The sequence below is a fragment of the Halorussus sp. MSC15.2 genome (assembly GCF_010747475.1).
Lineage (GTDB): Archaea > Halobacteriota > Halobacteria > Halobacteriales > Haladaptataceae > Halorussus.
Map to the genome: position 1 here is coordinate 667,740 of NZ_VSLZ01000001.1, position 22,680 is coordinate 690,419.

General features: G+C 66.7%; 21 protein-coding genes, 2 tRNA genes and 1 pseudogene. 15 read left to right on the forward strand and 9 right to left on the reverse strand.

Going from position 1 to position 22,680, the window contains the following annotated elements; translation table 11 throughout:
* Nucleotides 1-75: 75 nt before the first annotated feature.
* The 5 genes from cmk (at nt 76) to FXF75_RS03485 (ending at nt 4,670) form a co-directional block, all read left to right on the forward strand.
* A complete protein-coding gene (gene cmk / locus FXF75_RS03465; RefSeq protein ID WP_163520145.1) occupies nt 76-651 on the forward strand; it encodes a (d)CMP kinase in 576 nt (191 codons plus the stop codon).
* Between the two features lie 4 nt (nt 652-655).
* A complete protein-coding gene (locus FXF75_RS03470; RefSeq protein ID WP_163520146.1) occupies nt 656-1,525 on the forward strand; it encodes an RNA-guided pseudouridylation complex pseudouridine synthase subunit Cbf5 in 870 nt (289 codons plus the stop codon).
* 441 nt (nt 1,526-1,966) lie between these two features.
* Nucleotides 1,967-3,061: a succinylglutamate desuccinylase/aspartoacylase family protein gene (locus FXF75_RS03475; RefSeq protein ID WP_163520147.1), complete on the forward strand. Its 1,095-nt coding sequence runs from the start codon at nt 1,967-1,969 to the stop codon at nt 3,059-3,061.
* A gap of 152 nt (nt 3,062-3,213) precedes the next feature.
* Nucleotides 3,214-3,284: transfer RNA gene (locus FXF75_RS03480), tRNA-Pro, on the forward strand.
* Nucleotides 3,285-3,584: 300 nt separating this feature from the next.
* Nucleotides 3,585-4,670, forward strand: a complete 1,086-nt coding sequence (locus FXF75_RS03485) for a hypothetical protein (RefSeq protein ID WP_163520148.1) — start codon at nt 3,585-3,587, stop codon at nt 4,668-4,670.
* Between the two features lie 77 nt (nt 4,671-4,747).
* Here FXF75_RS03485 and FXF75_RS03490 read toward each other — a convergent pair whose 3' ends face one another.
* From FXF75_RS03490 to FXF75_RS03500, 3 genes are read right to left on the reverse strand one after another with little or no spacing between them, the layout of a single operon-like run.
* Nucleotides 4,748-6,856 (reverse strand): type B DNA-directed DNA polymerase, encoded by a 2,109-nt coding sequence (locus FXF75_RS03490; protein WP_163520149.1) that lies wholly within the window; start codon nt 6,854-6,856, stop codon nt 4,748-4,750.
* Nucleotides 6,857-6,865: 9 nt separating this feature from the next.
* The gene (locus tag FXF75_RS03495; protein ID WP_163520150.1) at nt 6,866-7,168 is read right to left on the reverse strand and encodes a hypothetical protein; all 303 of its coding nucleotides are present in this window, start codon (nt 7,166-7,168) and stop codon (nt 6,866-6,868) included.
* Nucleotides 7,155-7,856, reverse strand: a complete 702-nt coding sequence (locus tag FXF75_RS03500; protein ID WP_163520151.1) for a hypothetical protein — start codon at nt 7,854-7,856, stop codon at nt 7,155-7,157. The genes FXF75_RS03495 and FXF75_RS03500 overlap by 14 nt, the downstream gene beginning before the upstream one ends.
* Nucleotides 7,857-8,137: 281 nt before the next feature.
* Between FXF75_RS03500 and FXF75_RS03505 the strand changes: the two genes are divergently transcribed.
* Nucleotides 8,138-10,501: a PAS domain-containing protein gene (locus tag FXF75_RS03505; protein ID WP_163520152.1), complete on the forward strand. Its 2,364-nt coding sequence runs from the start codon at nt 8,138-8,140 to the stop codon at nt 10,499-10,501.
* A gap of 48 nt (nt 10,502-10,549) precedes the next feature.
* Here FXF75_RS03505 and FXF75_RS03510 read toward each other — a convergent pair whose 3' ends face one another.
* Nucleotides 10,550-11,575 (reverse strand): Cdc6/Cdc18 family protein, encoded by a 1,026-nt coding sequence (locus FXF75_RS03510; RefSeq protein WP_163520153.1) that lies wholly within the window; start codon nt 11,573-11,575, stop codon nt 10,550-10,552.
* A 225-nt stretch (nt 11,576-11,800) separates the two neighbouring features.
* Here FXF75_RS03510 and FXF75_RS03515 point away from each other — a divergent pair, with 225 nt between their 5' ends.
* Entirely contained in the window at nt 11,801-12,868 is a 1,068-nt protein-coding gene (locus FXF75_RS03515; RefSeq protein WP_163520154.1) for a 3-keto-5-aminohexanoate cleavage protein, read from the forward strand.
* Between the two features lie 15 nt (nt 12,869-12,883).
* Here the strand turns inward: FXF75_RS03515 and FXF75_RS03520 are convergent, their stop codons facing one another.
* Nucleotides 12,884-13,414, reverse strand: a complete 531-nt coding sequence (locus FXF75_RS03520; RefSeq protein WP_163520155.1) for a hypothetical protein — start codon at nt 13,412-13,414, stop codon at nt 12,884-12,886.
* Nucleotides 13,415-13,597: 183 nt separating this feature from the next.
* On the opposite strand from FXF75_RS03520, the gene FXF75_RS03525 reads away from it, so the two are divergent.
* From FXF75_RS03525 to FXF75_RS23425, 3 genes are read left to right on the forward strand one after another with little or no spacing between them, the layout of a single operon-like run.
* A complete protein-coding gene (locus FXF75_RS03525; RefSeq protein ID WP_240334485.1) occupies nt 13,598-14,296 on the forward strand; it encodes a hypothetical protein in 699 nt (232 codons plus the stop codon).
* A gap of 49 nt (nt 14,297-14,345) precedes the next feature.
* On the forward strand, nt 14,346-14,777 hold the full coding sequence (locus tag FXF75_RS03530) for a GNAT family N-acetyltransferase (RefSeq protein WP_205427153.1): 432 nt from the start codon (nt 14,346-14,348) through the stop codon (nt 14,775-14,777).
* Nucleotides 14,681-14,893 (forward strand): GNAT family N-acetyltransferase, encoded by a 213-nt coding sequence (locus FXF75_RS23425; RefSeq protein WP_375335525.1) that lies wholly within the window; start codon nt 14,681-14,683, stop codon nt 14,891-14,893. The genes FXF75_RS03530 and FXF75_RS23425 overlap by 97 nt, the downstream gene beginning before the upstream one ends.
* Nucleotides 14,894-15,038: 145 nt before the next feature.
* On the opposite strand, the gene ilvD is transcribed toward FXF75_RS23425, so the two are convergent.
* Nucleotides 15,039-16,748 (reverse strand): dihydroxy-acid dehydratase, encoded by a 1,710-nt coding sequence (gene ilvD, locus FXF75_RS03535; protein WP_163520157.1) that lies wholly within the window; start codon nt 16,746-16,748, stop codon nt 15,039-15,041.
* Between the two features lie 407 nt (nt 16,749-17,155).
* Here ilvD and FXF75_RS03540 point away from each other — a divergent pair, with 407 nt between their 5' ends.
* From FXF75_RS03540 to FXF75_RS03555, 4 genes and pseudogenes are all read left to right on the forward strand, one after another.
* Nucleotides 17,156-18,058, forward strand: coding sequence for a glycosyltransferase (locus FXF75_RS03540; RefSeq protein WP_163520158.1), 903 nt, complete (start codon nt 17,156-17,158; stop codon nt 18,056-18,058).
* A gap of 59 nt (nt 18,059-18,117) precedes the next feature.
* A pseudogene (locus tag FXF75_RS03545) lies at nt 18,118-19,105 on the forward strand (beta-ribofuranosylaminobenzene 5'-phosphate synthase family protein).
* 276 nt (nt 19,106-19,381) lie between these two features.
* Nucleotides 19,382-19,466 (forward strand) — tRNA-Leu (locus FXF75_RS03550).
* A gap of 166 nt (nt 19,467-19,632) precedes the next feature.
* The gene (locus FXF75_RS03555) at nt 19,633-20,193 is read left to right on the forward strand and encodes a DUF5813 family protein (RefSeq protein ID WP_205427157.1); all 561 of its coding nucleotides are present in this window, start codon (nt 19,633-19,635) and stop codon (nt 20,191-20,193) included.
* Here FXF75_RS03555 and FXF75_RS03560 read toward each other — a convergent pair.
* Nucleotides 20,190-20,420 carry an Lrp/AsnC family transcriptional regulator gene (locus FXF75_RS03560; protein WP_163520159.1) on the reverse strand — a complete coding sequence of 77 codons (231 nt, stop codon included), beginning with the start codon at nt 20,418-20,420 and terminating at the stop codon, nt 20,190-20,192. The genes FXF75_RS03555 and FXF75_RS03560 overlap by 4 nt on opposite strands.
* Nucleotide 20,421: 1 nt before the next feature.
* The gene (locus FXF75_RS03565; protein WP_163520160.1) at nt 20,422-21,117 is read right to left on the reverse strand and encodes a TrkA family potassium uptake protein; all 696 of its coding nucleotides are present in this window, start codon (nt 21,115-21,117) and stop codon (nt 20,422-20,424) included.
* A gap of 82 nt (nt 21,118-21,199) precedes the next feature.
* Between FXF75_RS03565 and FXF75_RS03570 the strand changes: the two genes are divergently transcribed.
* The gene (locus FXF75_RS03570) at nt 21,200-21,430 is read left to right on the forward strand and encodes an Lrp/AsnC ligand binding domain-containing protein (RefSeq protein ID WP_163520161.1); all 231 of its coding nucleotides are present in this window, start codon (nt 21,200-21,202) and stop codon (nt 21,428-21,430) included.
* A 29-nt stretch (nt 21,431-21,459) separates the two neighbouring features.
* On the opposite strand, the gene FXF75_RS03575 is transcribed toward FXF75_RS03570, so the two are convergent.
* The gene (locus FXF75_RS03575) at nt 21,460-22,548 is read right to left on the reverse strand and encodes a thiamine pyrophosphate-dependent enzyme (RefSeq protein WP_163520162.1); all 1,089 of its coding nucleotides are present in this window, start codon (nt 22,546-22,548) and stop codon (nt 21,460-21,462) included.
* Between the last annotated feature and the right edge of the window lie 132 nt (nt 22,549-22,680).

Below are 22,680 nucleotides of genomic sequence, written 5' to 3' on the forward strand. Positions count from 1 at the left end.
GAGGTCGCGTTTCGAGGAACCCGGGGAACGCGACGAGTTCAAAACCTCTTTCATACCTCCACTCGGAGATGAGATATGCTAATTACAGTCTCCGGACCGCCGGGGAGCGGGAAGAGTACGACCGCCTCCAAACTGGCGGACGCGCTCGACCTCGACCACGTCAGCGGCGGCGACATCTTCCGGGAACTCGCGGACGAACGCGGCTACACCACGCTGGAGTTCAACAAACTCGCCGAGGAGGACGACCAGATAGACCGCGACCTCGACCGACGCCTCCGGTCCATCGCGGCCGAGCGCGAGGACGTGGTGCTGGAGTCCCGACTCGCGGGCTGGTTGGCGGGCGAACACGCCGACTTCCGCATCTGGCTCGACGCGCCGCTGGACGTGCGGGCCGAGCGTATCGCCGAGCGCGAGGACAAGTCCGTCGCGGAGACCCGCGAGGAGACCGCCGCGCGGCAGGGGAGCGAGGCCGACCGCTATCGGGAGTACTACGACATCGACATCACCGACCTCACCATCTACGACCTCTCGGTGAACACCGCGCGGTGGAACGCCGACTCGGTGCTGGAGATGCTCGTGACCGCCGTGGGCGACTACGACCCGGCCACCGACGAGGGGAAGTATCCCGTCGAAGCAACCTACGACTTCTGACGCCATGCTCCGCGGACCTCCAGACGAACGAACCCCCGACGAACTGCTCGCCTTCGGCGTCGTGAACCTCGACAAACCGCCCGGTCCCTCGGCCCATCAGGTCGCGGCGTGGGTCCGCGACCGAGCGAGGGTAGACCAAGCCGCCCACGCCGGGACGCTCGACCCGAAGGTCACGGGCTGTCTGCCGGTGCTGACCGGCGCGGCGACCCGCCTCTCGCAGGTGTTTCTGGAGGGCGCGAAGGAGTACGTCGCGGTGCTGGAACTCCACGACGACCCGCCGGGCGACGTCGAGGCCATCGTCTCGGAGTTCGAGGGACCGCTCTACCAGAAGCCCCCTCGAAAGAGCGCGGTGGCGCGCAAGCTCCGCGTGCGGGAAATCTACGACTTGGACGTGTTGGAGGTGAGAGACCGTCAGGCGCTCCTCCGCATTCGGTGTGAGAGCGGGACCTACATCCGGAAGCTCTGTCACGACCTCGGTCTCGCGCTCGGGACCGGCGCGCACATGGGCCACCTCCGCCGGACGGGAACCGACCCCTTCGACGACTCGACGCTGGTGACGATGGAGGACCTCACGGACGCGCTCGCTCGATGGAGAGAGGATGGAGAAGACGACTGGCTCCGGGAGGTCGTCAGTCCGGCCGAGCGCGCGCTGACCCACATCCCGGCGGTCACCGTCGCGCCGAGCGCGGCCGAACAGGTCGCGCAGGGCGCGCAGGTGTACGCACCGGGAGTCATCGACGCCGAGGAGGCCGACGAGGGGCAGTTGGTCGCCTGCTACACGCCGGACGGGGCCGCGGTCTGTCTCGGGACGATGGTCGGGGACCCGGACGCCGAGTCCGGCGTCGTCGTGGAACTGGAACGCGTGCTGGTGTAGTCGGGATTCCGAGTTTCGATTTCTGTGTTCGGAGAGCCGCGCGGAGATAGTTCGAGACGGACTGTAAGTCGGGGGAGACTGTGGGTCGGGGCGGACTGTAGGTCGAGACGAAGACCGACTACGGAGACGGAGGAGTCGTGGAAGCGAGCGTCAGACTCGAAACACGGAGTCGACCGCCCGGCACCGCGACCACGAGGACCTCGCGCCTCCCCAACCGCTTGCGTTGCTCGCTTCGCTGTCGCCGAAAATCGAAGCGTTTTCGGGGTGACGAGGGAGCTTCGCTCTCTCGAACCACGCTACTCAGCCCTCGCGCGATGGGCGCGTCGCCCACAGCGACGCGCCCGCACGCGCCGGGCGGGAGTATCGAACCGGCGTCCGCTTCCCCGGTTCTCCCCTGCCGCCAAACTCAGCTTTTTCACGCCGCCCGGCCACCTGCAAGGCATGCAACTCGGTACCGCCGAATCCGAACCCGGCGAACTCGTCACGGGGTGGCTCGACGCGACCGACCTCCCGACCGGCACCCCCGAACGACTCCCCGTCCTCGTCGCGGAGGGCGAGGAGGACGGCCCGACGCTCTGGATTACGGCCGCCATCCACGGCAACGAGGTGACTGGCCTCGCAGTCGCGCAGGACGTGATGACCGACGACCTGCCCGGCGAAATCCGGGGCACCGTGGTCTGCATCCCGACCCTCAACCCCGCGGGCCTGCGCCGCAACACCCGCACCTCCTACTACGACGACGAGGACCCCAACCGCTACTTCCCGGACCCCGAGACCGAGAGCAGTCGCCCGCCGAGCGTCCAGCAACTCGTGAACGAGCGCGTCTACGAGGCGTTCGCCGACTCCGCCGACGCGCTCGTGGACCTCCACACCGCCCACGTCGGGTCGATGCCGTTCCTGATTCGCGACAGGGTCCTCTACGGGGAGAAGCGGACCGAGGACGAGGCCCGGGACCTCGCGGCCGACCTCGAATCGCTCGTGGACGCCTTCGGGATGCCCGTGGTCAACGAGTACGCCGCCGAGGAGTACACCGAGCAGAACCTCCAGCGCTCGACCGCGGGCGCGGCGCTGAACAACGCCGGAATCCCGGCGTTCACCGCGGAACTCGGCGGTCACGACGTCGTCGAGGAGGACACCCGCGAGGCGGGCGTCGCGGGCGTCCGGAACGTCATGCGCGAACTCGGCGTCCTCCCCGGCGACCCCGACCCGTCCGCGGTCGGTCCCGAGGCGCCGGTCGAGTACCCGGTCAAGCGCGCAGTTCACCCCCATACCGACGCGCCCGGTATCGCGCGCCACCGCGTCGAAGCGGGCGACATGGTGGCCGAGGGCGACGTAATCGCCGACGTCTGCACGCCCCACGGCGACCGGAAGACCGCGGTCGAGACCGACCACGACGGCTACGTCCTCGGTCGGATGCACGGCGTCGCGGTCTACGAGAACGACGCGCTGGCGAGCGTGGCGGTCCGCGACGACGGCGACCTCGTAGTCCCCCGCGAGTCCAGCGGGGATGGGTCGGACGGGAACGAGGCGAAATAGCGATTCGGCGTGTCGGTTCGGAGTGTACTCTATTATACTTCTGCCGGTGCGGTCGATTTGCCGCGGTCCATTCCGAGCGAAATCGCTCGACGTGAAACGAAGCGCTTAACTCAGGGACGGGCTTTTGTGGAAATGCACACGGAGTGCACTGCGGGACCGTGGGGTAGCGGTATCCTCAGCCGATGGGGTCGGTTGGACCTGAGTTCGAATCTCGGCGGTCCCATACCAAACTGAAGGGTAGCGGCGCTCATCGCCGCTTTTTCACTGAATTATGGTGTCAGCGTGAGCCGCGCGTCCGGCTCCGACACCATCTGCGAGTTCTGTGGCTTCGTCATCGACAGACCCGAGAAGGACTGTCCCGCTCTCGCCGACGGGAGGTGCCAGCCGTGAGGCGACACTCTCCAATTTCGGCGATTCGATACTGTGTTCCATCGGGGCGTCTGTAGTTGGTCTTCGCGAAATCCCTTCCTCATAGTTACTTTCATGTGTCCACTCTCCCGAGCGTCTCGTAATCGTGTTCGATATGCGGGCTGTCGCCGTCGTCGGTCTCGTGCTTCTGGCCGGGTGCAGCGGCGCGCTTCAGGAGACGACGCCGACTCCCACGACGGGAGAGACGACTACTTCCTCGGTCGATATCACTGTGACCGAGACGGCGGCGACGACCGCGGGCGCGACGACGACCGCCGAAGCGGAGGACGTCGAGAACCCGTGGGGAAAGCGGAACGTGACGGTCGCGGTGTGGAACACCGTCAACCAGTCCCGGAATATCGCACCGCTCGTGAACCGGACGCTGGCGTACTGGAACGGTAACGGGAGCGAGTACGCGGAGTACGACGTCACGTTCGTCCCCACGACGAACGTGTACGAGGCGGACATCACCGTCAGACTCGTCGCTCGGATTACCGAGTGCGGCGACGGCGGGACGGACTCCACGGTCGGGTGTGCGCCGAAACTCGACTCGTGGGAGACGCCCGACGACCCCGTCCGGGTCGATATCGTCGCGGGCTACTCGAACCAATCGACGAGGCAGATTCTGCGACACGAGTTCGGCCACGTCGTCGGTCTCGACCACGGCGAAGAGCCGATGCCGACGATGCAGGCGATAGCCCGGCACACGTACCTGTCCCAACCCGACGTCGCCGACCGGCCGGTCCCGTGGCGCAACAGCACGCTCTCGGTCCACGTGGACGTCTCGACGCTCCCCGGCCACGACCGCGAGGACGCCCGCGAGCAGATTCAGCACGCGCTCGACTACTACGAGTCGGGTGCGGAGGGCGCGGTCCCGACCAACGTGTCGTTCGTGCGGACGTCGAATCAGTCGGCGGCGGACGTCCGAATCAGCTTCCCGGACGACCCGTTCGACTGTGCGGGCGAGCGCACTCGCGAAGGCTCCTGCGGACTGCCGTGGGTGTACGACACGGACACGGACGACGCGCCCGAGTACTTCTCGGACTACGGAATCAAGCTACGCGGTCTCGACGCGGACGCGGTCGGCTGGCACGTCGGCTACTGGCTCTCGGACGCGATGGGTCTTCGCGGGGACGAGTTGCCCGACCCGTTCGTCGATGGCGGTCGGGGCCAGCGCCAGAGCGACTGGTGGGAGAGCTAGCTGAGACCGCCGAACTCGATGCCCCAGAGTATCGAGACCGAGTCCGACTCGGGACGCGGTAGTCCCGAAACGCTCCGTCACGACCCAGAGTAGGCCGCGAGACTCGCGTCCGTCCGGTCGGCGAGGTACCGCGTGATATCGTCGCGCCGCCAGCCGACCGGCGAGAGGACGCTCTCGGCCGCCCGAAGCAACGCCTCGGCGTAGAACTCCGCGTCGTACGTGGCGGCCTCGCTCGCCAACCGGACTCGGTCGCGCGACCGCTTCGAGTCGTCGGCGACCACGTAGCCGATTCTCTGCCCGGGCGAGAGGTCCCGGCCGCCGTCACCGGCGCGTTCCGCGGCGGCGACGGTGCGCGTCGAGCGGGCGTACTCCTCGGCGCGCTTCGAGGCCCGCTGCTCGACGACCAACTCCTCGGGGGCCACGCTACCGGCACGTAACTGGTTCAACGCCCGTCCTAAACGGTCGCAGACGGCCTCCGGGGACCGATACTCGTCGAAGGTCTCGACCAGCGTCTCCTGCACGTCGGCGACGAACGGCGGGGTGCTCCGCTGGCGGCACTCGACGCCGCGATACTTGTACTCGTCCGCCCCGGCGAGCGACCCGAAGTACTTCGTCAGCGCGCCCACGTCCGAGTCCCGCCGGGGGACGAACGCCACCCAGTCGTACTCGGCCTCGCGTTCGAGGCGAATCCCCGTGTCCGCGGTAATCTCCTCGGCCAGCGCGTCCAGCGACTCCTGTTCGACGCCCTCGCGCGGCGTCACCCAGATGCTGTCCACGATGCCGTGGACGACGCGCCACCCGCCGTCCTCCAGCGCCTCCTTCGCGTCGAGCAGAATCTCCCGGGCGAACGCGTTGATGGCCTCGTGGCACTCGATGCGCCCGAACTTCGCGTTCGAGAAGCCCTGATAGCCGAAACACGAGACGAGAATCCACTTGATGGCCGCGGACCGCCCCTCCAACTCGGCCAGTCGCTCGGGGTCGTCGGTCTCCCGAATCTCGGCCTTGATGTCGTCGCGGTCGTCCACCAGCGGTTGCAGGACGTCCGGCAGGTAGCCGCGCTCGTCGCAGATGCCGTAGCCCAGTCCGGGAACGTCCTCGCGGTCGGCGTGACAGTCGCACCGAACCGTCTCGGGCGAGACGTTGTACTCGCAGATGATGTTGGGGTAGAGCGACGAGAAGTCGAGTTCGTGGACCGCCTCGTGAACCCCCGCGTCCGGCGCGAACGTGAACCCGCCGCGGTCGGCGTCGTGCAGTTGGCTCATCGTCTTGAACCGCTCCGAGCGCCACGCCTTCCAAGGCACCAGCACGTCGCGCGCCAGCGCCTCGCGTATCTGTATCGCGGTGAGGACGTTCCCGATGGACGCCCACGACAGTTCCTGTAAGGGTTTCCCCGACCGTTCGACGAGGTCGATGCATCCGGCGACGTTCGTCTCGTCGTAGAAGAACGTGTTCGAGCGGTCGATGACGACGCGGCCGGGCACGTTGTACCGGGCGGGCGAGTGGCCGACGCGTCCGTAACTGGTGTACGTCGATTCCCGGGCGAGTCGCTGGAAACCGGGCCGCCGACCGAGTCGGAGGTCGTAGCCCAGTCGGTCCGCAAGGTCGTGTAACTCGGCGAGGAGTTGCGCCGAGTCCACGACCAGCACGTCCGGGTCCTCGCGGTCGAGTATCTCCTCGACGCGCGGGAGCGCCATGTCCGGCGACCGCCCGACACGCTCGCCGCCGACCGTCAGCGGCGGAACCTCCCCGTCGCCGAACTCGTGCGCTCGGCCCTCGACCGAGAGCGTCGTCGGGGTCCTCGCGGGCGTCGGCGAGCGACCGCGTTCGAGGCAGTACCGGAACTCCCGTGAGAAGTCCACGTTGAAACACCGGAACTTGCCGGGGTCGCCCCACTCGTGGACCCACCGCGCGAGGCGAGTCACCGACTCGACGCTCGCGCAGTCCACGCGAAGCGTTCGCTCGGCCTCGTGACGGAACCCCGGTCGCCACTCCTCGACGCGCGTCCGAGCGACGGTCGGGAACTGTTCCAGCGTTCGCCGGGCGTCTTCGAGCGATTCGTCGTCGCCTTCGCCGACGCCCACGTAGAACGTGGGCGTGTAGTCCGATACCCGCTCGCTGGTCGCGCCGTCGTCGGTCAGCGACCACTCTACGACCGCACCCTCGACGAAGTCGATTTTGTACGGCATCGGGCGGCGTTACGTCGCCGACCGGTCGTCGGAGTCGTCGGAGTCGGCGCTCGTCGCCGCGGTCCGAGAACCTTCGAGTTCCGCTTCGAGGTCCTCGATGCGCTGCTGTTGGGCGAGGAGCATCGAGAACAGAACCACGACCATGGGGTTCTGATGGTTCAGATAGCCGCCCGCGTCGGCGTGTTCGTGGGCGTCCTCCCAGAGTCGGTCGAACCGGTCTTGGTCGGGACGCCGAAGCGCCCGCCGGTAGTCGGCCCAACTGTCCTCCAGCGACCGGAGCACGTCGCGGAACGTCGGGTTAGTACGCCCCATCGACAGTCACCTCCGGCGTCGGGGTTTCGGCGGCCCCCGGGGCCGACACGCGGGCCTGCAGGACTCGTTTCCAGAAGGCGAGCGTCGTCTGCACCCCGCCGTTCGTCGTCGGGTAGACGAGGGTCTCGAACTCGTCGGCGACGAAGCGCGGACCGAACTTCGTCTGCTCGCACCGAATCGTCTCGTCGGCGGCCGCGGCGAGCGGTTCCGAGAACGAGTCGTGCGTCGAGCGAGTCACGAGGACCGGCACGTCGTGGCGGTGGGCGACGCCCGCGACCGTCGCTAGCGCCCGGAGCAGCAGGTCCTCACCTTCGTCGGCGTACGTTTCGGTCTCGCGGTAGAACCGGTCGAACGCCGGACAGACGACCAGCGATGTGTCGTCGTCTACCTGTTCGGGGAGTTCGCGGACGAGGTCGTAGTGCTGGTGGGCGGTGAACCCGCGGGCGACCCAAATCCGGTCGAGGGTCCGGGGACTCGGCGCGAGCGAGGCGAGCGACTGCGAGACCGCGTGGCCGCCCGCGTCCACCCACACCGCGGTTCCGCCGTTCGTCAGCAGGTGGTCGAGGACGAGCGAGTGTAGCGGCCCGGTCGCTCGTTCTTCGTCCGCCACGTCGAGGAGTCGAACTCCGGACGCTAACTCGGGCAGTTCGGGTTCTGGTCTCCCACCACTCCGTCGGTTTGCTGGCATACACACGACTACTTCGGGTATCCCGATAAGCCTCGGCGCGCGTCTTCCGGAAGTTCCGGACCGAGACCGTTCGTCCATCGAGGACCGCTGTGAACGGTCAGACGGGTACTCGCGGCTACTTCCGGACGTTTCCAGATACGGGTCTGTGAACCCTCGCCCGCGTGGAGGACCGACTCGGCGATGGTCGAGAGTCCGGTTCGACCTGGCAGTTCGTTTTCACTGATGATAATCGTACCACCATAATTATGCGTGGGGATTGTCTCTCACGGCGTAGAAACCGAATGAGCCGGATAGCCGGAGGGAGTATTCGCGTTCTCCACGTCGACGACGAACCTGCCTTCGCGGACACGGCCGCCGAGTTCCTCGAACGCGAGGACGACCGGTTCACCGTCGAGACGGCGAGCAGCGCGGGTGCGGGCGTGGCGCGACTCGCCGAACGGGAGTTCGATTGTATCGTGTCGGACTACGATATGCCGGGGAAGAACGGTCTGGAGTTCCTCGAAGCAGTCCGCGCGGACCACCCCGACCTGCCGTTCATCCTGTTCACCGGCAAGGGGAGCGAGGAAGTCGCCAGCGACGCTATCTCGGCGGGCGTGACCGACTACCTCCAGAAAGAGCGGGGAACCGACCAGTACACGGTGCTGGCCAATCGCGTCCAGAACGCCGTCGAGCGGACCCGCGCCGAGTGGGAGCGCCAGCGCCAACTCGACGCCATCGAAACCGCTCGGGAGGGCATCGGAATCCTCGACGAAGACGGTCACTTCCTCTACGTCAACGAGGCCTACGCCCGACTGTTCGGGTACCAGTCCGAGGAACTGCTCGGCGAACACTGGGAGTTGATATACCCCGACGAGGACGTCTCGCGGGTTCGTGAGGAGATTCTCCCGACGATTACGGAGACGGGTTCGTGGCAAGGGACGACGACCGGGCGGCGCGCCGACGGCAGTACGTTCGTCGCGAACCACACGCTCGCGACGACCGACCGGGGGGAACTCATCTGCACCGTCCGCAAGACGTCCGACTGCGAGGGGTTACAACAGAAACACGAGTTGGTGGTACGAGCCTCGACGGACGCGTTCTTCGACTGGGACCCGGAGACCGACGAGGTCACCCGCAACGACGAGTATCTCGCGCAGTTCGGCTACGACGCGTCCGATATCGAGAGCGACACCGACTGGTGGCGCGACCGAATCCACCCCGACGACCGCGACCGCGTGTTCTCGGCGGTGGAACGGGCCGTAGAGAACCCCGAGATTTCGTACGACGAGACGTACCGCTTCCGGAAGAAAGACGGCACGTACGGCTTTCTCCGCACGCGCGGATACGTCGTCTACGACGAGCACGACGACCCTCAACGGATGGTGGGCGTCCACATCGACGTCACCGACCGTAAGGAACACGAGCGCGACCTCAACCGTCTCCACGACGCGACGAGCGACCTCATACAGGCCGACACTCACGAGGCCATCGCGGAGACTGCGGTCGAGACCGTCCGCGAGGTCCTCGACATGCCCAACAACGCGCTCTGGCTTCACGACGAGACCGACGACACCCTCGAACCGGTAGCCCTCACCGACGAGGCGGCCGACCTCGTGGGCGAACCGCCCGTCTTCGAGCCGGGCGAGAGCCTCTCGTGGGAGGTGTTCCAATCTCAGGAGAGCGAGGTGTTCGAGAACGTCGCCTCACAGCCCGGACGGCACAATCCCGAGACGCCCATCCGCAGCGAAATCATCCTGCCGCTGGGCGACCACGGCGTGATGAACATCGGTTCGACCGCGGTCGGCGCGTTCGACGAGACGGACGTCTCGCTGGCCCGGATTCTCGCGACGAACGTGGAGGCGGCACTGACTCGCGCCGACGGCCGCCGCGAACTGGCCCGGCAACACGAGCGACTCGACGAGTTCGCCAGCGTGGTCAGCCACGACCTCCGGAACCCGCTCAACGTGGCCAACGGACAACTGGACTTGGCCCGGAAGGAGTGTGACAGCGACCACCTCGACGAGGTGGCGGACGCCCACGACCGGATGCAGACGCTGATAGACGACCTGTTGACGCTCGCCCGCGAGGGAGACTCGGTCGTCGAGACGGAACCGGTCGCGCTCCGGGCGATAGCCGACACCTGCTGGGGAACCGTCCCGACGGACGGGGCGACCCTCGTCACCGACGCGACGCGGACGGTCCGGGCCGACCGCGGTCGCCTCGGGCAGTTGCTGGAGAACCTCTTCCGGAACGCCGTCGAACACGGTTCGACGAGTCCTCGTTCACAGGTTCACGAGGACGTTCATCAGACTTCGTCTGATGCAGCCCATCAGAACGCGAAGCGTTCTGAGGACGCCGTGGAGCATGGCTCCACGAGCAATCGTCCACGGGACGATGGCGCCGTCGAACACGGTTCGACGGACGTGCGGGTGACGGTCGGCGGATTAGACGACGGGTTCTTCGTCGCCGACGACGGGCCGGGAATCCCCGAGAGCGAGCACGGCGACGTGTTCCGGCGGGGGTACTCCACCGCGAGGGAGAACACCGGGTTCGGTCTCGCCATCGTCGAGCAGATTGCGGAGGCCCACGGCTGGAACGTCCGCGTCACCGAGAGCGCCGACGGCGGCGCGCGATTCGAGATTACCGGCGTCGCGTGCGTCGAGTAAACGGGACGCGCCCGAAATCGCGCCGACGAACGGATAGGTACTCTCCGGCTACTCCACGTTCTCGAACGTCTCCGAGACCGACCGATACGTCCGGTCTCGACTCGTTCCCTCCGCCCGTATCACGTCGTACTGGTCCATCTTCGAGAGGTAGTTGCGGACCGTGCGGTCGGTCTTGGGGTCGTCCATCCGTTCGCGGTACTCCTCGTACAACTCGCTCGGCGAGACGGCGTCGCGTTCTTCGATGATTTCGTATAGCGTGCGCTGGTGGGGCGTCAGCGTGTCCACGTCCTTCTCGTGGCGCTCCGCGCGCGCTTCCGGAATCGACGCCGCCACGATGTCGTCCGTAATCTGCGACTCGTAGCTCTGGTGGGCCTGTCTCGCGGCGGTCCGGAGGATGCTGAGCGCGACCCGCGCGTCGCCTCCGGCGGCGTCGGCGATAGTCGCGAGTTGGTCGCGGTCGATAGCGCCCTCTTCGAGTCCGGACTTGACGCGGGCGTCCATGATGGAGACGAGTTCGTCCGAGTCGTAGCGGTCGAAGCGCACGCGCTCGCACCCCGTCAGCCGACTGGTGAGGCGCTCGTCGGCGTTTCCGAACAGTTCTCGCTCGCGGTTGGCGACCAGCAGCATCGAGAACTGCGGGAGTTCGTGGAGGTGGTACAACAGACTCTTGTCTTCGAGTTGGTCGGCCTCGTCGAGGATGACGACGCACGGCGGCCCGTCGTACTTGCGGAGACGCTCGTAGAGTTCGTCGCGGGGCGTGGACTGGCGGTGAATGTCCACGGTCTTGCCGAGTCCTTCGAGGATGCGATAGAGGGTGCGGAACTCCGAGAAGTTCTGCCAGCAGTTGACGTACTGGTACTCCACGTCGAGGACCTCCTGACGGAGTTGTTCGGCGGTGTACTTGGCGAGACACGTCTTTCCGACGCCCGAGGGGCCGAGCAGGAGTGTGGTATCGGCGGGGTTGCCGTCGGTGAGCGGGGCGAGGATTTCGGTGAGGTGGGTCACTTCGGCGTCTCGATGCTCGACCTCTCGGGGGACGAAGCCTGTTCGGAGAACGCGAGCATCGGTTATCATTAGTTCCGGTATCAGGCCGACGGGACTTAAAGGAGAAGGCTCGTTTCCGGAAATTCCAGAAGTGGACGAGTCAGGGTTTCGAGCGGCGAACGCTCGGTGCCGAACCTCGCGTCGCTCGTCGCCCGCAACTGTTCGCCGCACGGTAATAGCACCACACCGGACCGACTGCCTGTTATTTTCACTATAGAAAATATTTAAGTATACCGTCGGGGAAGTCGATATGTAATGTCTCCGCATAGGTCGAATTCGGACGCCGATAACGGTCGGCCGGACGGGAAGTCGCTCCACAGGAACCTCTACGACGACCTCTCGTTCGACGAGTTAGAGCCATCGTCGACGTTCACCGAGGAGGTCGCCAAGCAGTTCTTCCCGGTCCACGAGGAGGACCGAATCGAGACGATGGATAGCCCGGTCGTCGTCGAGTGCGCGTATCCGGGGTGGCAACCCGGCGGGGACCACTATCCGGCGGTCCCCGAGTCCAAAGACGAGCAGATTCGGGAACTCGTCGAGAGCGTCGAAGCGGGGGCCGCCGCGGTTCACGTCCACCCGCGCGACGAGGACGGCCGCCCGCAGTGGAACGACAACGACCTGCTGGTGGAGATTCTCGACCCGGTGTTCGAGGAGTGCGGCGACGTGGTGACGTTCAGTCAGGGGTGGACGACCAGTCCCCACGCCGACTACGTGTCGGGCGTCCGCGACCTGCTGGAACGCGGCGACGGCAACAAGTACTGTCAGGGCGGGGTCGTCCTGCCCCCGGGACTGTTCGGCGCGGGGTCGCTCCACTCGATTTCGACCATCAAGGAGGCCGTCCGCTACTACGAGGAGAACGGGGTGAAGCCCATCTTCCAACTGTACGACACCCACGTCCTGCGCGACCTGAAACACCACCTCATCGCGGACGACGAGTTGGAGTGGGACCCATACGTCTTGTGTCTGCGCGCCGGGTCTCACCACTCACAGACCACGACCAACGACCCGTGGTCGTACTTCAAGGTCATCTCCGAGATATACAACGTGCGCCAGTCCGTCGAGGACAGCGTGGTCGGACTCTACCCCGGCGGACGGAACTGGCTTCCGATGCTGATGATGGGCCTAATCGCCGGGGCCAACGTCGTCCGGGTCGGTATCGAGGACGCCTACTGGATGTATCCCCACGAAGACGAACTCGTCCGGAAGAACGCCGAGGTCGTCGAGACCGCCGTCGAAATCGCCGAGATGCTCGGCCGCGAGGTCATCACCGACCCCGACCGCGCGCGGGAGTTCCTCGGCATGAAGTACACGTCGCCGCGCTGACGCGACGAGTCGCCCTCACCAAGACACTTGGAAGGTGCAGGTCGTTCCCTCGCTGGTCTGTTCGACGCGAACGAACGCGCCGTCGTCACTGAACTTCTCGGCGGTCGCCTGAATGAGTCCCTCGTCGAGTTCCGGCGGGTAGGGGTTCTTGCACTCCATCACGCCGCCGGAGTCGCCGGTCTTCTCGAACTCGTAGTAGCCGATTTCGCCGCCGCGGTGGTTCATCTGGTACACGTCGTCGAGCGCTTGCATCGCCGCTTCGACCGTCTCGACGTCCGATGGCCACTCGACGACCTGCGGAATCTCGGACCCAATCTTCGCCACCGTCTTCGGGCCGACCGTCTCGGCGAGTTCGGCGAAGGCGTCGAGGTACGACTGCATCGAGTACCACTCGCCATCGGTCGGGTTGGGCAGGCCGTGGTTGTCGAGGATTTCGAGGACTCGCTGTTCGTACGTGCTGGAGAACTGTCCGACGCCGTCCACGATGGAGCGAACTGACCGTCCGTTGACTTCCGCTTCGGAGTTGAACGCTTCGTACTGAGGCATAGTCACGAGTACGTGTTTATTTTACTTATTCTTACTGTTGTGATTTTATCAATTATGATAATTGATAACCTGAGCCTGAATGAGATTATTATGTTCGGACTCATCGACGCCACCCGTTCGCCAGCCGGCGCTTACCACTTTTCCTAGATTAAATTTATAATGAAAAATATGCATTCGATACGCATGGGTAGTTCCGACAGGTACGCAATCGACGACGTGGCATTCATCGGTCGGACGGTGGCGGAGTACGGGCGCATGTTCGACCTCGACCTCGCGGCGTGGGAGGGGAAGTCGGTCCTCGACTGTCCGGGCGGAGCGTGTGCCTTCGTCGCCGAGGCCAACGCGCGCGGCATCGACGCGGTCGGCGTCGATATGCTGTACGACACTCCGCCCGAGGAACTGCGCGCGCGGTGCGAGGCGGACATCGACACGGCTATCGCCGGATTCGAAGGTGTCGAGGACCAGTTCGTCTGGGAGTTCTACGACGACGTGGCCGACGTGCGCACCCACTGGACCGCCGCCGCCGAGCGATTCGTCGCGGACTACGCCGACCGGTTCGACACCGACCGCTACGTCGCGGCGCGACTGCCGGACCTGCCGTTCGCCGCCGACTCGTTCTCGTTGGTCCTCTCGGCACACCTCCTGTTCCTGTACATGGACGAACTCGGCGACGAGTTCCACGAGCGGTCGCTGCTGGAACTCGCCCGCGTGGCGAGCGAGGAGGTCCGCATCTACCCCCTCGTGCGCTTCGACGGGAAGCGATACCCTCGACTGGACGACCTGCGAGCGACGCTGGCCGACGAAGGGTACGAGACCGAGATTCGGTCGGTCCCGTTCGAGTTCCAGCGAGGGGCCGACGAACTACTGCGCATCGACGTCTGATACTCTCACTCCTGACATTTATTGGTGGTCGATGTGTCGTGCGAACGCAATGTCCGGACCGACCTTCCTCGAAGGCGACCGCGTGACGCTTCGCGTCCCCGACGAGGACGACCTGACCTTCCTGCTCGAACACGAGAACGACCCCGACGTGCGCGCGACCCGGAGCGTCTCCCTTCCCAAGGGTCCCGACGACGTTCGCCGCCGGTTCGGCGGAACGCTCGGTCGGAACGACGACACGCTCGCGCTCGTCGTCCACGCCGACGGCGCGCCCGAGGGCGAGGCGACCGGTTCGCCGGACGACTCCGCCGCCGACAGAGTCGGTCACGTCTACCTCCTCCGCGAGCGACCGAACGACCGGACGTATCGGCGCGCCGAACTCGCGTACTGGGTCGCGCTGACGAGCAGGGGAACGGATACGCCACCGACGCCGCTCGGGCAGTCCTCGACCACGGGTTCGACCGCCTCGGTCTCAACAAGGTGACTGCCGAGCGTTCGCCTCGAACGAGGCGTCCGCTCGGGTGTTGGAGAAACTGGGATTCGCCGAGGAGGGTGTCTTCCGGGAAGAGGCGTTCGTCGGCGGCGAGTTTCGAGACGTGACTCGCTTCGGACTGCTGGCCGACGAGTGGCGCGACACCGAGCGAGATGGCGGGACCTGATGCAGTGCGCTGAGAAGCAGTTCGCGGGACGCCGAAGCGGCCACGCTCGCTCGTCACGTCGCGGAGTTCGGCGTTTCGGTACCTCTCTACTCGTCGCGCTTCACGCCCGGGTTCGTCACCGCACCGTTCGCCGCGGAACCGAACGTCGCGCCGTACTTCGCCAGCACGCCGTTCTGGTAGGACAGTTCCGGCTCCTCGCGGTCGGCGAGGCGCGACTCGATTTCCCCGTCCGAGAGGTCGGCTTCGAGGGTCCGGTCGGGGATGTCGATGGTGACGTGGTCGCCGTCCTCTAACGCGGCGATTGGGCCGCCGTCGAACGACTCCGGGGCGACGTGGCCAATCATCGGTCCCCGGGTCGCGCCCGAGAACCGTCCGTCGGTCACCATCGCCACGTCGTCCTCGTGGCCCGCGCCGACCACCGCGGAGGTGACCCCGAGCATCTCGCGCATGCCGGGACCGCCCCGCGGCCCCTCGTTGCGGATGACGATGACGTCGCCCGACTCGATGCGGCCCTCTTGGACGTACTGCATCGCGTCCTCCTCGGTCTCGAAGACCCGCGCCGGTCCCTCGTGGTGGAAGTCGTCCTCGCCGGTGACCTTCAGAACGCCGCCGTCGGGCGCGAGGTTGCCGGTGAGAATCTTGATGGCTCCCTCCTCGTGGAAGGGGTCCTCGACCGGGCGGATGAACTCGGCGTCGATGTCGTCGTCGGCGGGCAGGTCGAGTCGCTCCAACTCCTCGGAAATCGTCCGGCCCGTCACGGTCGCCGTGTCGCCGTCGAACAGGCCCGCTTCGACCAGTCGCCGAATCACGACCGGGACGCCGCCCTGCTCGTAGAGGTCGAGCATCGTCTTCTGGCCGCCCGGCTGGAGGTTGGCGATTTTGGGCGTACGTCGGGATATCTCGTCGAACTCCTCGATGTCGAGGTCGATACCCGCCTCCGCGGCCAGCGCGAGCAAGTGGAGCACGGCGTTGGTGGACCCACCGATTGCGACCTGCAGCGCGATGGCGTTCTCGAACGACCGCTTGTCGAGGATGTCGGAGGGGCGGCGCTCGTTCTCGATGGCGTCGAGCGCGAGTTCGCCCGCGCGCTCGGCGACCTCGTAGCGCTCGTCGGACTCGGCGGGAGCGCCCGCACTCCCGAGCGGCGCGAGACCGAGCGCCTCCGAAATCGACGCCATCGTGTTCGCGGTGAACATCCCGCCGCAGGACCCCGCACCGGGGCAGGCGTGGCGCTCCAGTTCGTCCAACTCCTCCTCGCTCATCTCGCCTTCGGCGACGGCACCGACGCCCTCGAAGACGTTCTGGACGGTGACTTCGCGGCCGTCGTGTTCGCCCGGCATGATGGACCCTCCGTAGAGGAAGACCGAGGGCAGGTCGGTCCGAATCGCGGCCATCATCATCCCCGGCAGGTTCTTGTCGCACCCGCCGACCGTGACCAGACCGTCCATGCGCTCGCCGAACGCTACCAGTTCCACCGAGTCGGCGATGACCTCCCGCGAAATCAGCGAGGCCCGCATCCCCTCGGTTCCCATCGAGATGGCGTCGGAGATGGTGATGGTGCCGAACTCGATGGGCATGCCGCCCGCCGAATCGACGCCCTCGTACGCCGACGCGGCCACGTCGTCCAGATGGACGTTACACGGCGTGATGTCGGCGGCCGGGTTGGCGATGCCCACCATCGGCGACGAGAGGTCTGCGTCGTCGTACCCCATCGCTCGGAACATCGCGCGGTGAGGTGCGCGTTCGACTCCTTCGGTGACCTCGTTACTCGGGAGGTCGGCCGGTTTCTCGGACATATCCGGGGGTAGCCCCGGAGGGGCTTAAGTTCCCCCACTCGAACAAACGTTGCTGTCTGACTCGAACAGGTTCGGCCGCTGAACGACGTTACTGCCGCGAGGGAGGACCGCCGACTCGGCGCGGCGACTCTCGACGCGGCACGCTGACCTCTCGGTTGGTCAGACGCTTCGACGACTCGTACTTCGTGTTATATAACAGATACGTAGTGTGGTCTGTATTACATGTATCGGCTCCTCGTATCGAATACGAACCCGACGCACGCCGGACGACGATTCGAAGCCTAATCCGCACCGAGCCGACGAAATCCTAGAATAGGAACATACTTTTCGGGCGGCCGTCGAAGGGACGGCATGGACCAGACGGTCGCGTCGCCCACTATCCCGAAGGCGCTGGCCACGCGACTCGCATGCTGGCAGTCGCCCAAGCCTTCGAGGACGCGGGCGCGGAGGTCGTCCTCGCCGGCGGCGGTCCCGGTTCGCGGTTCATCGAACACAACGGGTACGAGGTGTTCCGGGCCGCGCCGGTGGACTACATCGGCGATTACCAGCAGGGGTCGCTCTATCGCGTCCTCACCCGAAGCCTCCCGTACAGCGCCAAGCGCGTGGTGGACCTCGTCAGGTGGCTCCGCCGGGAGGACCCCGCGGCGCTGGTGACCGACGACATGTTCGGGGCGATGGCCGCGTCGCTGACCGGGACGCCGCTCTACGTCGTCACGCACAACGCGGCTTCGTTCTACGACGCGGCCGTCGAACAGGTGTTCACGTGGCTGCTCAACCGCTATCAGTTGCGCACGGCCGAGTCGTTCCTCTACCCTGCGGTGTGGCCGCCCGACGAGGGCGACCCGCCGGGCGTGACTCACGTCCCGCCCATCGCGCTCGACCCCGAGGGGTGTCCGCCGCCCGAGAACGACATCGAGGTGCTGGTCGTTCCGAGCGTCTACTCGACGAACTTCGACGTCCTCGCCGAGACCCTGCGCACCGAGGGTCACGACGTGACGCTCGTGGGCGACGACCGCTGGGAGGCGGTCCCCGCACTCCTGCCGTGGATTCGGGCCGCCGACGTGGTGGTCTGCTCGGGCTACTCCACCGTGATGGAGGCCGCGGTGGGCGGCACGTCCTGCGTGGTGTATCCGTTCACCGACGAACAACACGGCGTGACGCGCGTCCTCGAACGCCGGGGCGTCCGCGGATTTCAGGTCGAACACTCGGTCGCGCACGTGGCCCGTGCGGTCCGACACCCTCCAGAGAACCCCGGCCACGAGAACGGCGTCGAGCGCATCGCGGACCACGTCCTTGCCGACCTGACGTGACCTGACCAGTTTTTGCCACTGTCGGAACGACGAACCCCCTTCCGCGCGAACTCGCGAGCATGGCTCGGGTCTCGGCCGGAGCGCGACTCCACTTCGGCTTCCAGAATCTCTCGTTGGCTCACGAGCGTCTCTACGGGTCGCTCGGCGTCGCGCTCGACTCCCCGCGCGTCGCCGTGACCGCCGACCCCGCGGAGACGGTTCGCTGCGACCACGAGACCGCCCGCGGACACGTCCGACGAGCGGTCGAACTGCTCGGCGTTCCGGGCGCCGACGTGACCGTCGAGCGAACGCTCCCCCGCCACGTCGGACTCGGGAGCGGGACGCAGTTGGCACTCGGGGTCCTCGCCGCGGTCGCACGCGCCTACGACCGCGACCCGCGGGTCCGCGAGCGCGCCCCGAAACTCGGCCGCGGCGGGCGGAGCGGCGTCGGAGTCGCCACCTTCGAGTCGGGCGGGTTCGTCTTCGACGCCGGGCATCCGACCGAGCGGTTCACGACGACCGGCCCCGCGCGGGGAGTGGTCGGTCCCGGAAGTCGTGGCCCGCCACGAGGTCCCCGACGACTGGCGGTTCGTCGTCGTCCTCCCGGACGCCGACCCCGGCCGGAGCGGCGACGACGAGGACGCGAGCATGCGGTCGGTCGTCGAACGCGCCGACCCGGCTATCGGCGACGAAATCGCCGGCGTCGTCACTCGCCGCGTCCTCCCGGCCGTCGCGGCGGGCGACGCCGAGGCGTTCGGCGCGGCGGTCGCGGAGGTCGGCCGACTCAACGGCGCGTGGTACGCCGACGAGCAGGGCGGCGTCTATCGCCCGCCGGTCGGCGAACTCGTCTCGGAACTCGGCGACTCGGCGGCCGTCGCCGGCGCTGGCCAGTCGTCGTGGGGTCCCGCGGTGTACGCCGTGACCCGGGAGCGGTCGGCGGCCGCGGCCCGAGACGCGGCCCGCGAGGCGCTCTCCGCGGTCGGTGTCGGCGGCGAGGTGTCGGTCGCCGAACCCCGGAACCGGGGTGTCCGAATCGAGGCGTCCGATGGCGCAGTCCTCTCGGAGTAGTCGGACTGGCGGTCGCGGGGTGGGCGGTAGCGCCGCGTCGCGGCACCGCCGCGGTGACCGTGCTGACTGACTCGCCAACTATCTGCCCGCAACCGCGCGAAACGTCCAGTCGAGGTTCGTCCCGTCTTCGGCCGTAAACCTTCGCGACGCGAGTCCTGACGACGCTAGTCACCGACGTACCACCGGACGCGAATTATCCCCGGCGCTCCGAAAAATACCTCGCACCGACTCGCGTACCGAAACCCACTTCGGTACGAACGGACAACTCCCCCTTGCGCGAGGGTTGCCCAGCCTGGCCAACGGCGGCGGGCTTAAGACCCGCTCTCGTAGGAGTCCATGGGTTCGAATCCCATCCCTCGCATTTCTCTCGGCGCGCGACACTCCGAACGCCTCGTGCGCTCGTTATCTCACTACGCTCGTTCGCTCACGGCGTTTCGTCGTTCACGGACGAGACGAGTCGGGCGCGATACCGGATGCGCCAGACCCAGTCGAAACCCACATTCCCCCGACCCCCCTACGCACGCCCAATGACCGACGAGCGAGTCGAACGCGCCTTCCGACAGCATCCGCACTTCGAGCGAACCGGAGACGGCGAGTTCGGGACCCCCGAGAAACCCTTCGAGAACGTCGTCACCGTGGCCGACGCCGACGAGGGGTCTCACCGCTACGAAGTCGTCGCCCGAACGCCGATGCTCGACGCCGTGGTCGAAGGCGAGACGGTCGCGGACGTCGTGGAAGACGGTTGGTTCGAGACGCTGGAACTCCGACTGGAGGACGCCCACACCGTCGCCAACGCCGACGCCGCGCCGCCCGAAATCGAACGCGAAGGCGACGAGGTCGTCGCCACGGTCGAGTTCGAGTCCGCGGACCCCGAGCAGGCCGCCGAGGACGCGCTGGCGATAGCCGAGTTCGTGGAAGGGACGTGGGTGCAGGGAATCATCCCCGGGTACGAGTATCGGGAACCGGCCGCGGGCCTGCGCGAGCGCGCCCAGCAGAACTACAACGAGAACGGAGTGGAAGGGGCGGACGGCGCGGGCGGACCCGGTAGCGCGAGTGGGTCGGGCGACGCGGGCGGACCGCCGCGTTAGTCCATCGCGATGTAGGTCTGGGTCCCCTCGACACCCTCGATGCTCTGAATCCCGTTGGCCGCGATTCCCTTCACGTCGGCGGGCGAGTCCACGTCGAGTTTGGCGATGATGTCCACGTCGCCCGCGACGATGTGGGCGTCTACCACGCCGTCGAGGTCGAGAATCGAGTTCTTGAGCCTGTCGGCCTCGCCGGTGTTCGCCTTGACCATGACGTACGCGGTGACCACGTCAGCTCCCCCCTCTCATGGCTTGGGCGCTCGCTCTACTGGCGTCGCCGACCAGAATCCGGCGCACGTCCTCTAACACGTCGAAGTCGGCCAGCACCGCCACCCGGTCGCCTGCCGCCAACGAGTCGTCCGGGAGCGGAATTCCCATCGGTTCGTCGGCCTTCCCGAACGCCAGAATCCGCGAGTCGGCCGGAATCGAGAGTTCGCTGATGGAGTAGCCCTCGACCGGCGAGTCGTCGGTGATGGTGAGTTCCACCACCTGCAGGTTGTGGGCGATGTCGGCGATGGCGCGGATGTTCCCGCCGAGGAGCGCGTTCTTCGCGCCGATGGCTCCGAGTCGCTCGGGGTAGACCACCTCGTCCACGTCGCTGGCGAACTTCCGGTAGATGTCCTCGCGGTAGTCCTCGTCGATGCGCAGGACGGTCCGACAGCCGTAGTGCTTGGCGACCATGCACGCCGCGAAGTTGACGTTGAGGTCGCCCGTGAGCGCACCGACGGCGTCGGCGGACTCGAGGTCGGCCCGATTCAGCGTCTCCTCGCGGCCGCCGTCGCCCTCGACGACCTCGAAGTCGTCGTTGCGAGCGCGCTCGACCTTGTTGGCGTCGCGCTCGACCAGCGTAACCTCGTGGCCCTCCTCTCGCAGGACGCGGGCCGTGCGAAGTCCGACCCGCCCCGACCCAATGATAACGAATCGCATGGTAACGCTTACGCGGCACTACCTGAATAAGTTTTCTCCACCCCAAAGGTTTTTCTCGCATGGTACTATATCACACAGTGCGATGGTTCACGCGTTTATAATGGTGAAAACGGCCGCTGGACGCTCCGAGGACGTGTTAGAGGCGGTCCGGAAACTGGACCGCATCACCGAGGCGCACATCGTCGCGGGGGAGTTCGACGTCATCGCGGAGGCCGACGCCGACGAGGTGTACGACGTACTCCACGCCGCCTCGTCGGACATCTCGGGGATGGACGGGGCCGCCGACACCAAGACGTACATGGCGCTCGACTGAGCGCCAGCATCGATTCTTCGGACCCGCTGTCAGTGGTCGATTTCCTGCACGTCGTGGTCGGCGAGGAACGAGTCCAGCCACGCCTTCTGCTCGCTGAGTTTCGGCGGGAGGTCCTCGTACACCCGGTCGAACACGTCGTGGGGGTCGCCGGGGTCGGCCGACTCCGCGGTCTCGACGGCCTCGTCGAGTTGCGCGTCCACCTCGTCCTCGACTTCCGCGACGAACTCGTCGTCAAGTACGTCCTGCTCGCGGAGGTACTCCTCGTAGCGTTCGAGGGGGTCGGCGGTCCGCCAGTCGGGCAACTCGCGGGCCGCCTCCTCGTACTGACTCGGGTCGTCGCTGGTGGTGTGGGCACCCTGCCGGTAGGTCAGGCTCTCGACCAACACGGGGTCGCCGTCGCGCGCCGAGTCGAGCGCCTCGGCGACCGTCTCTCGGACCGCCAGCGGGTCGTTGCCGTCCACCTGCACGCCCTCGAACCCGTAGGCGTCGGCCTTCTGAGCGATGGTGTCCGAGGCGGTCTGGCGCTCGCGGGGGAGACTGATGGCCCACTCGTTGTTCTCGCAGAAGAAGACGGTCGGCGCGTCGAAGACGCCCGCGAAGTTCAGGCCCTCGTGGAAGTCGCCCTCGCTGGTCGCGCCGTCGCCGAAGTAACAGAGGACGGCCGAATCGTCGTCGCCAGCGCCATCGTCGCGTGCGCCGTCTCCCTTGACGCGCTTCTCGTAGTTCATCGCCATGCCGACGCCCGCGGCGTGGGGAATCTGGGTGGCGATGGGGACCGCCTGCGGGAAGTTTGGCACGTCGTGACCCGAGTGAAACTCGGGCATGCCCCGCCGGAACAGCAGGATGTCGCTCATCGGCACGTCGCGCGCTATCTGCATCGCGTTCGACCGGTAGGTCGGGAACAACCAGTCGTCGTCGGCCATCGCCAGCGCGGCCCCGACCTGCGAACCCTCCTGTCCGCGGTAGGGCGGCCAACTGCTCATCCAACCCCTGCGCTGGAGCGCCAGCGCTCGCTCGTCGAACGCCCGCGCCCGCACCAGTTCGCGGTAGGTCGCTCGCGCGTCGTCGGCGGAGAACGGCGTCTCCGAGAGGTCGCGTTCACCGATGATACGGTTCATGCGCCGCGGTTTGACCGCCCGTCGCATAGTGGTTGCGGAACGAACGAGTCGGGTGCGAACTCGGGTCGTGCGCCCGGCGAACTCGGGGTCGAAAACCCCCGCCGCAACGACCTTATCGGTCGCCGGTGACAC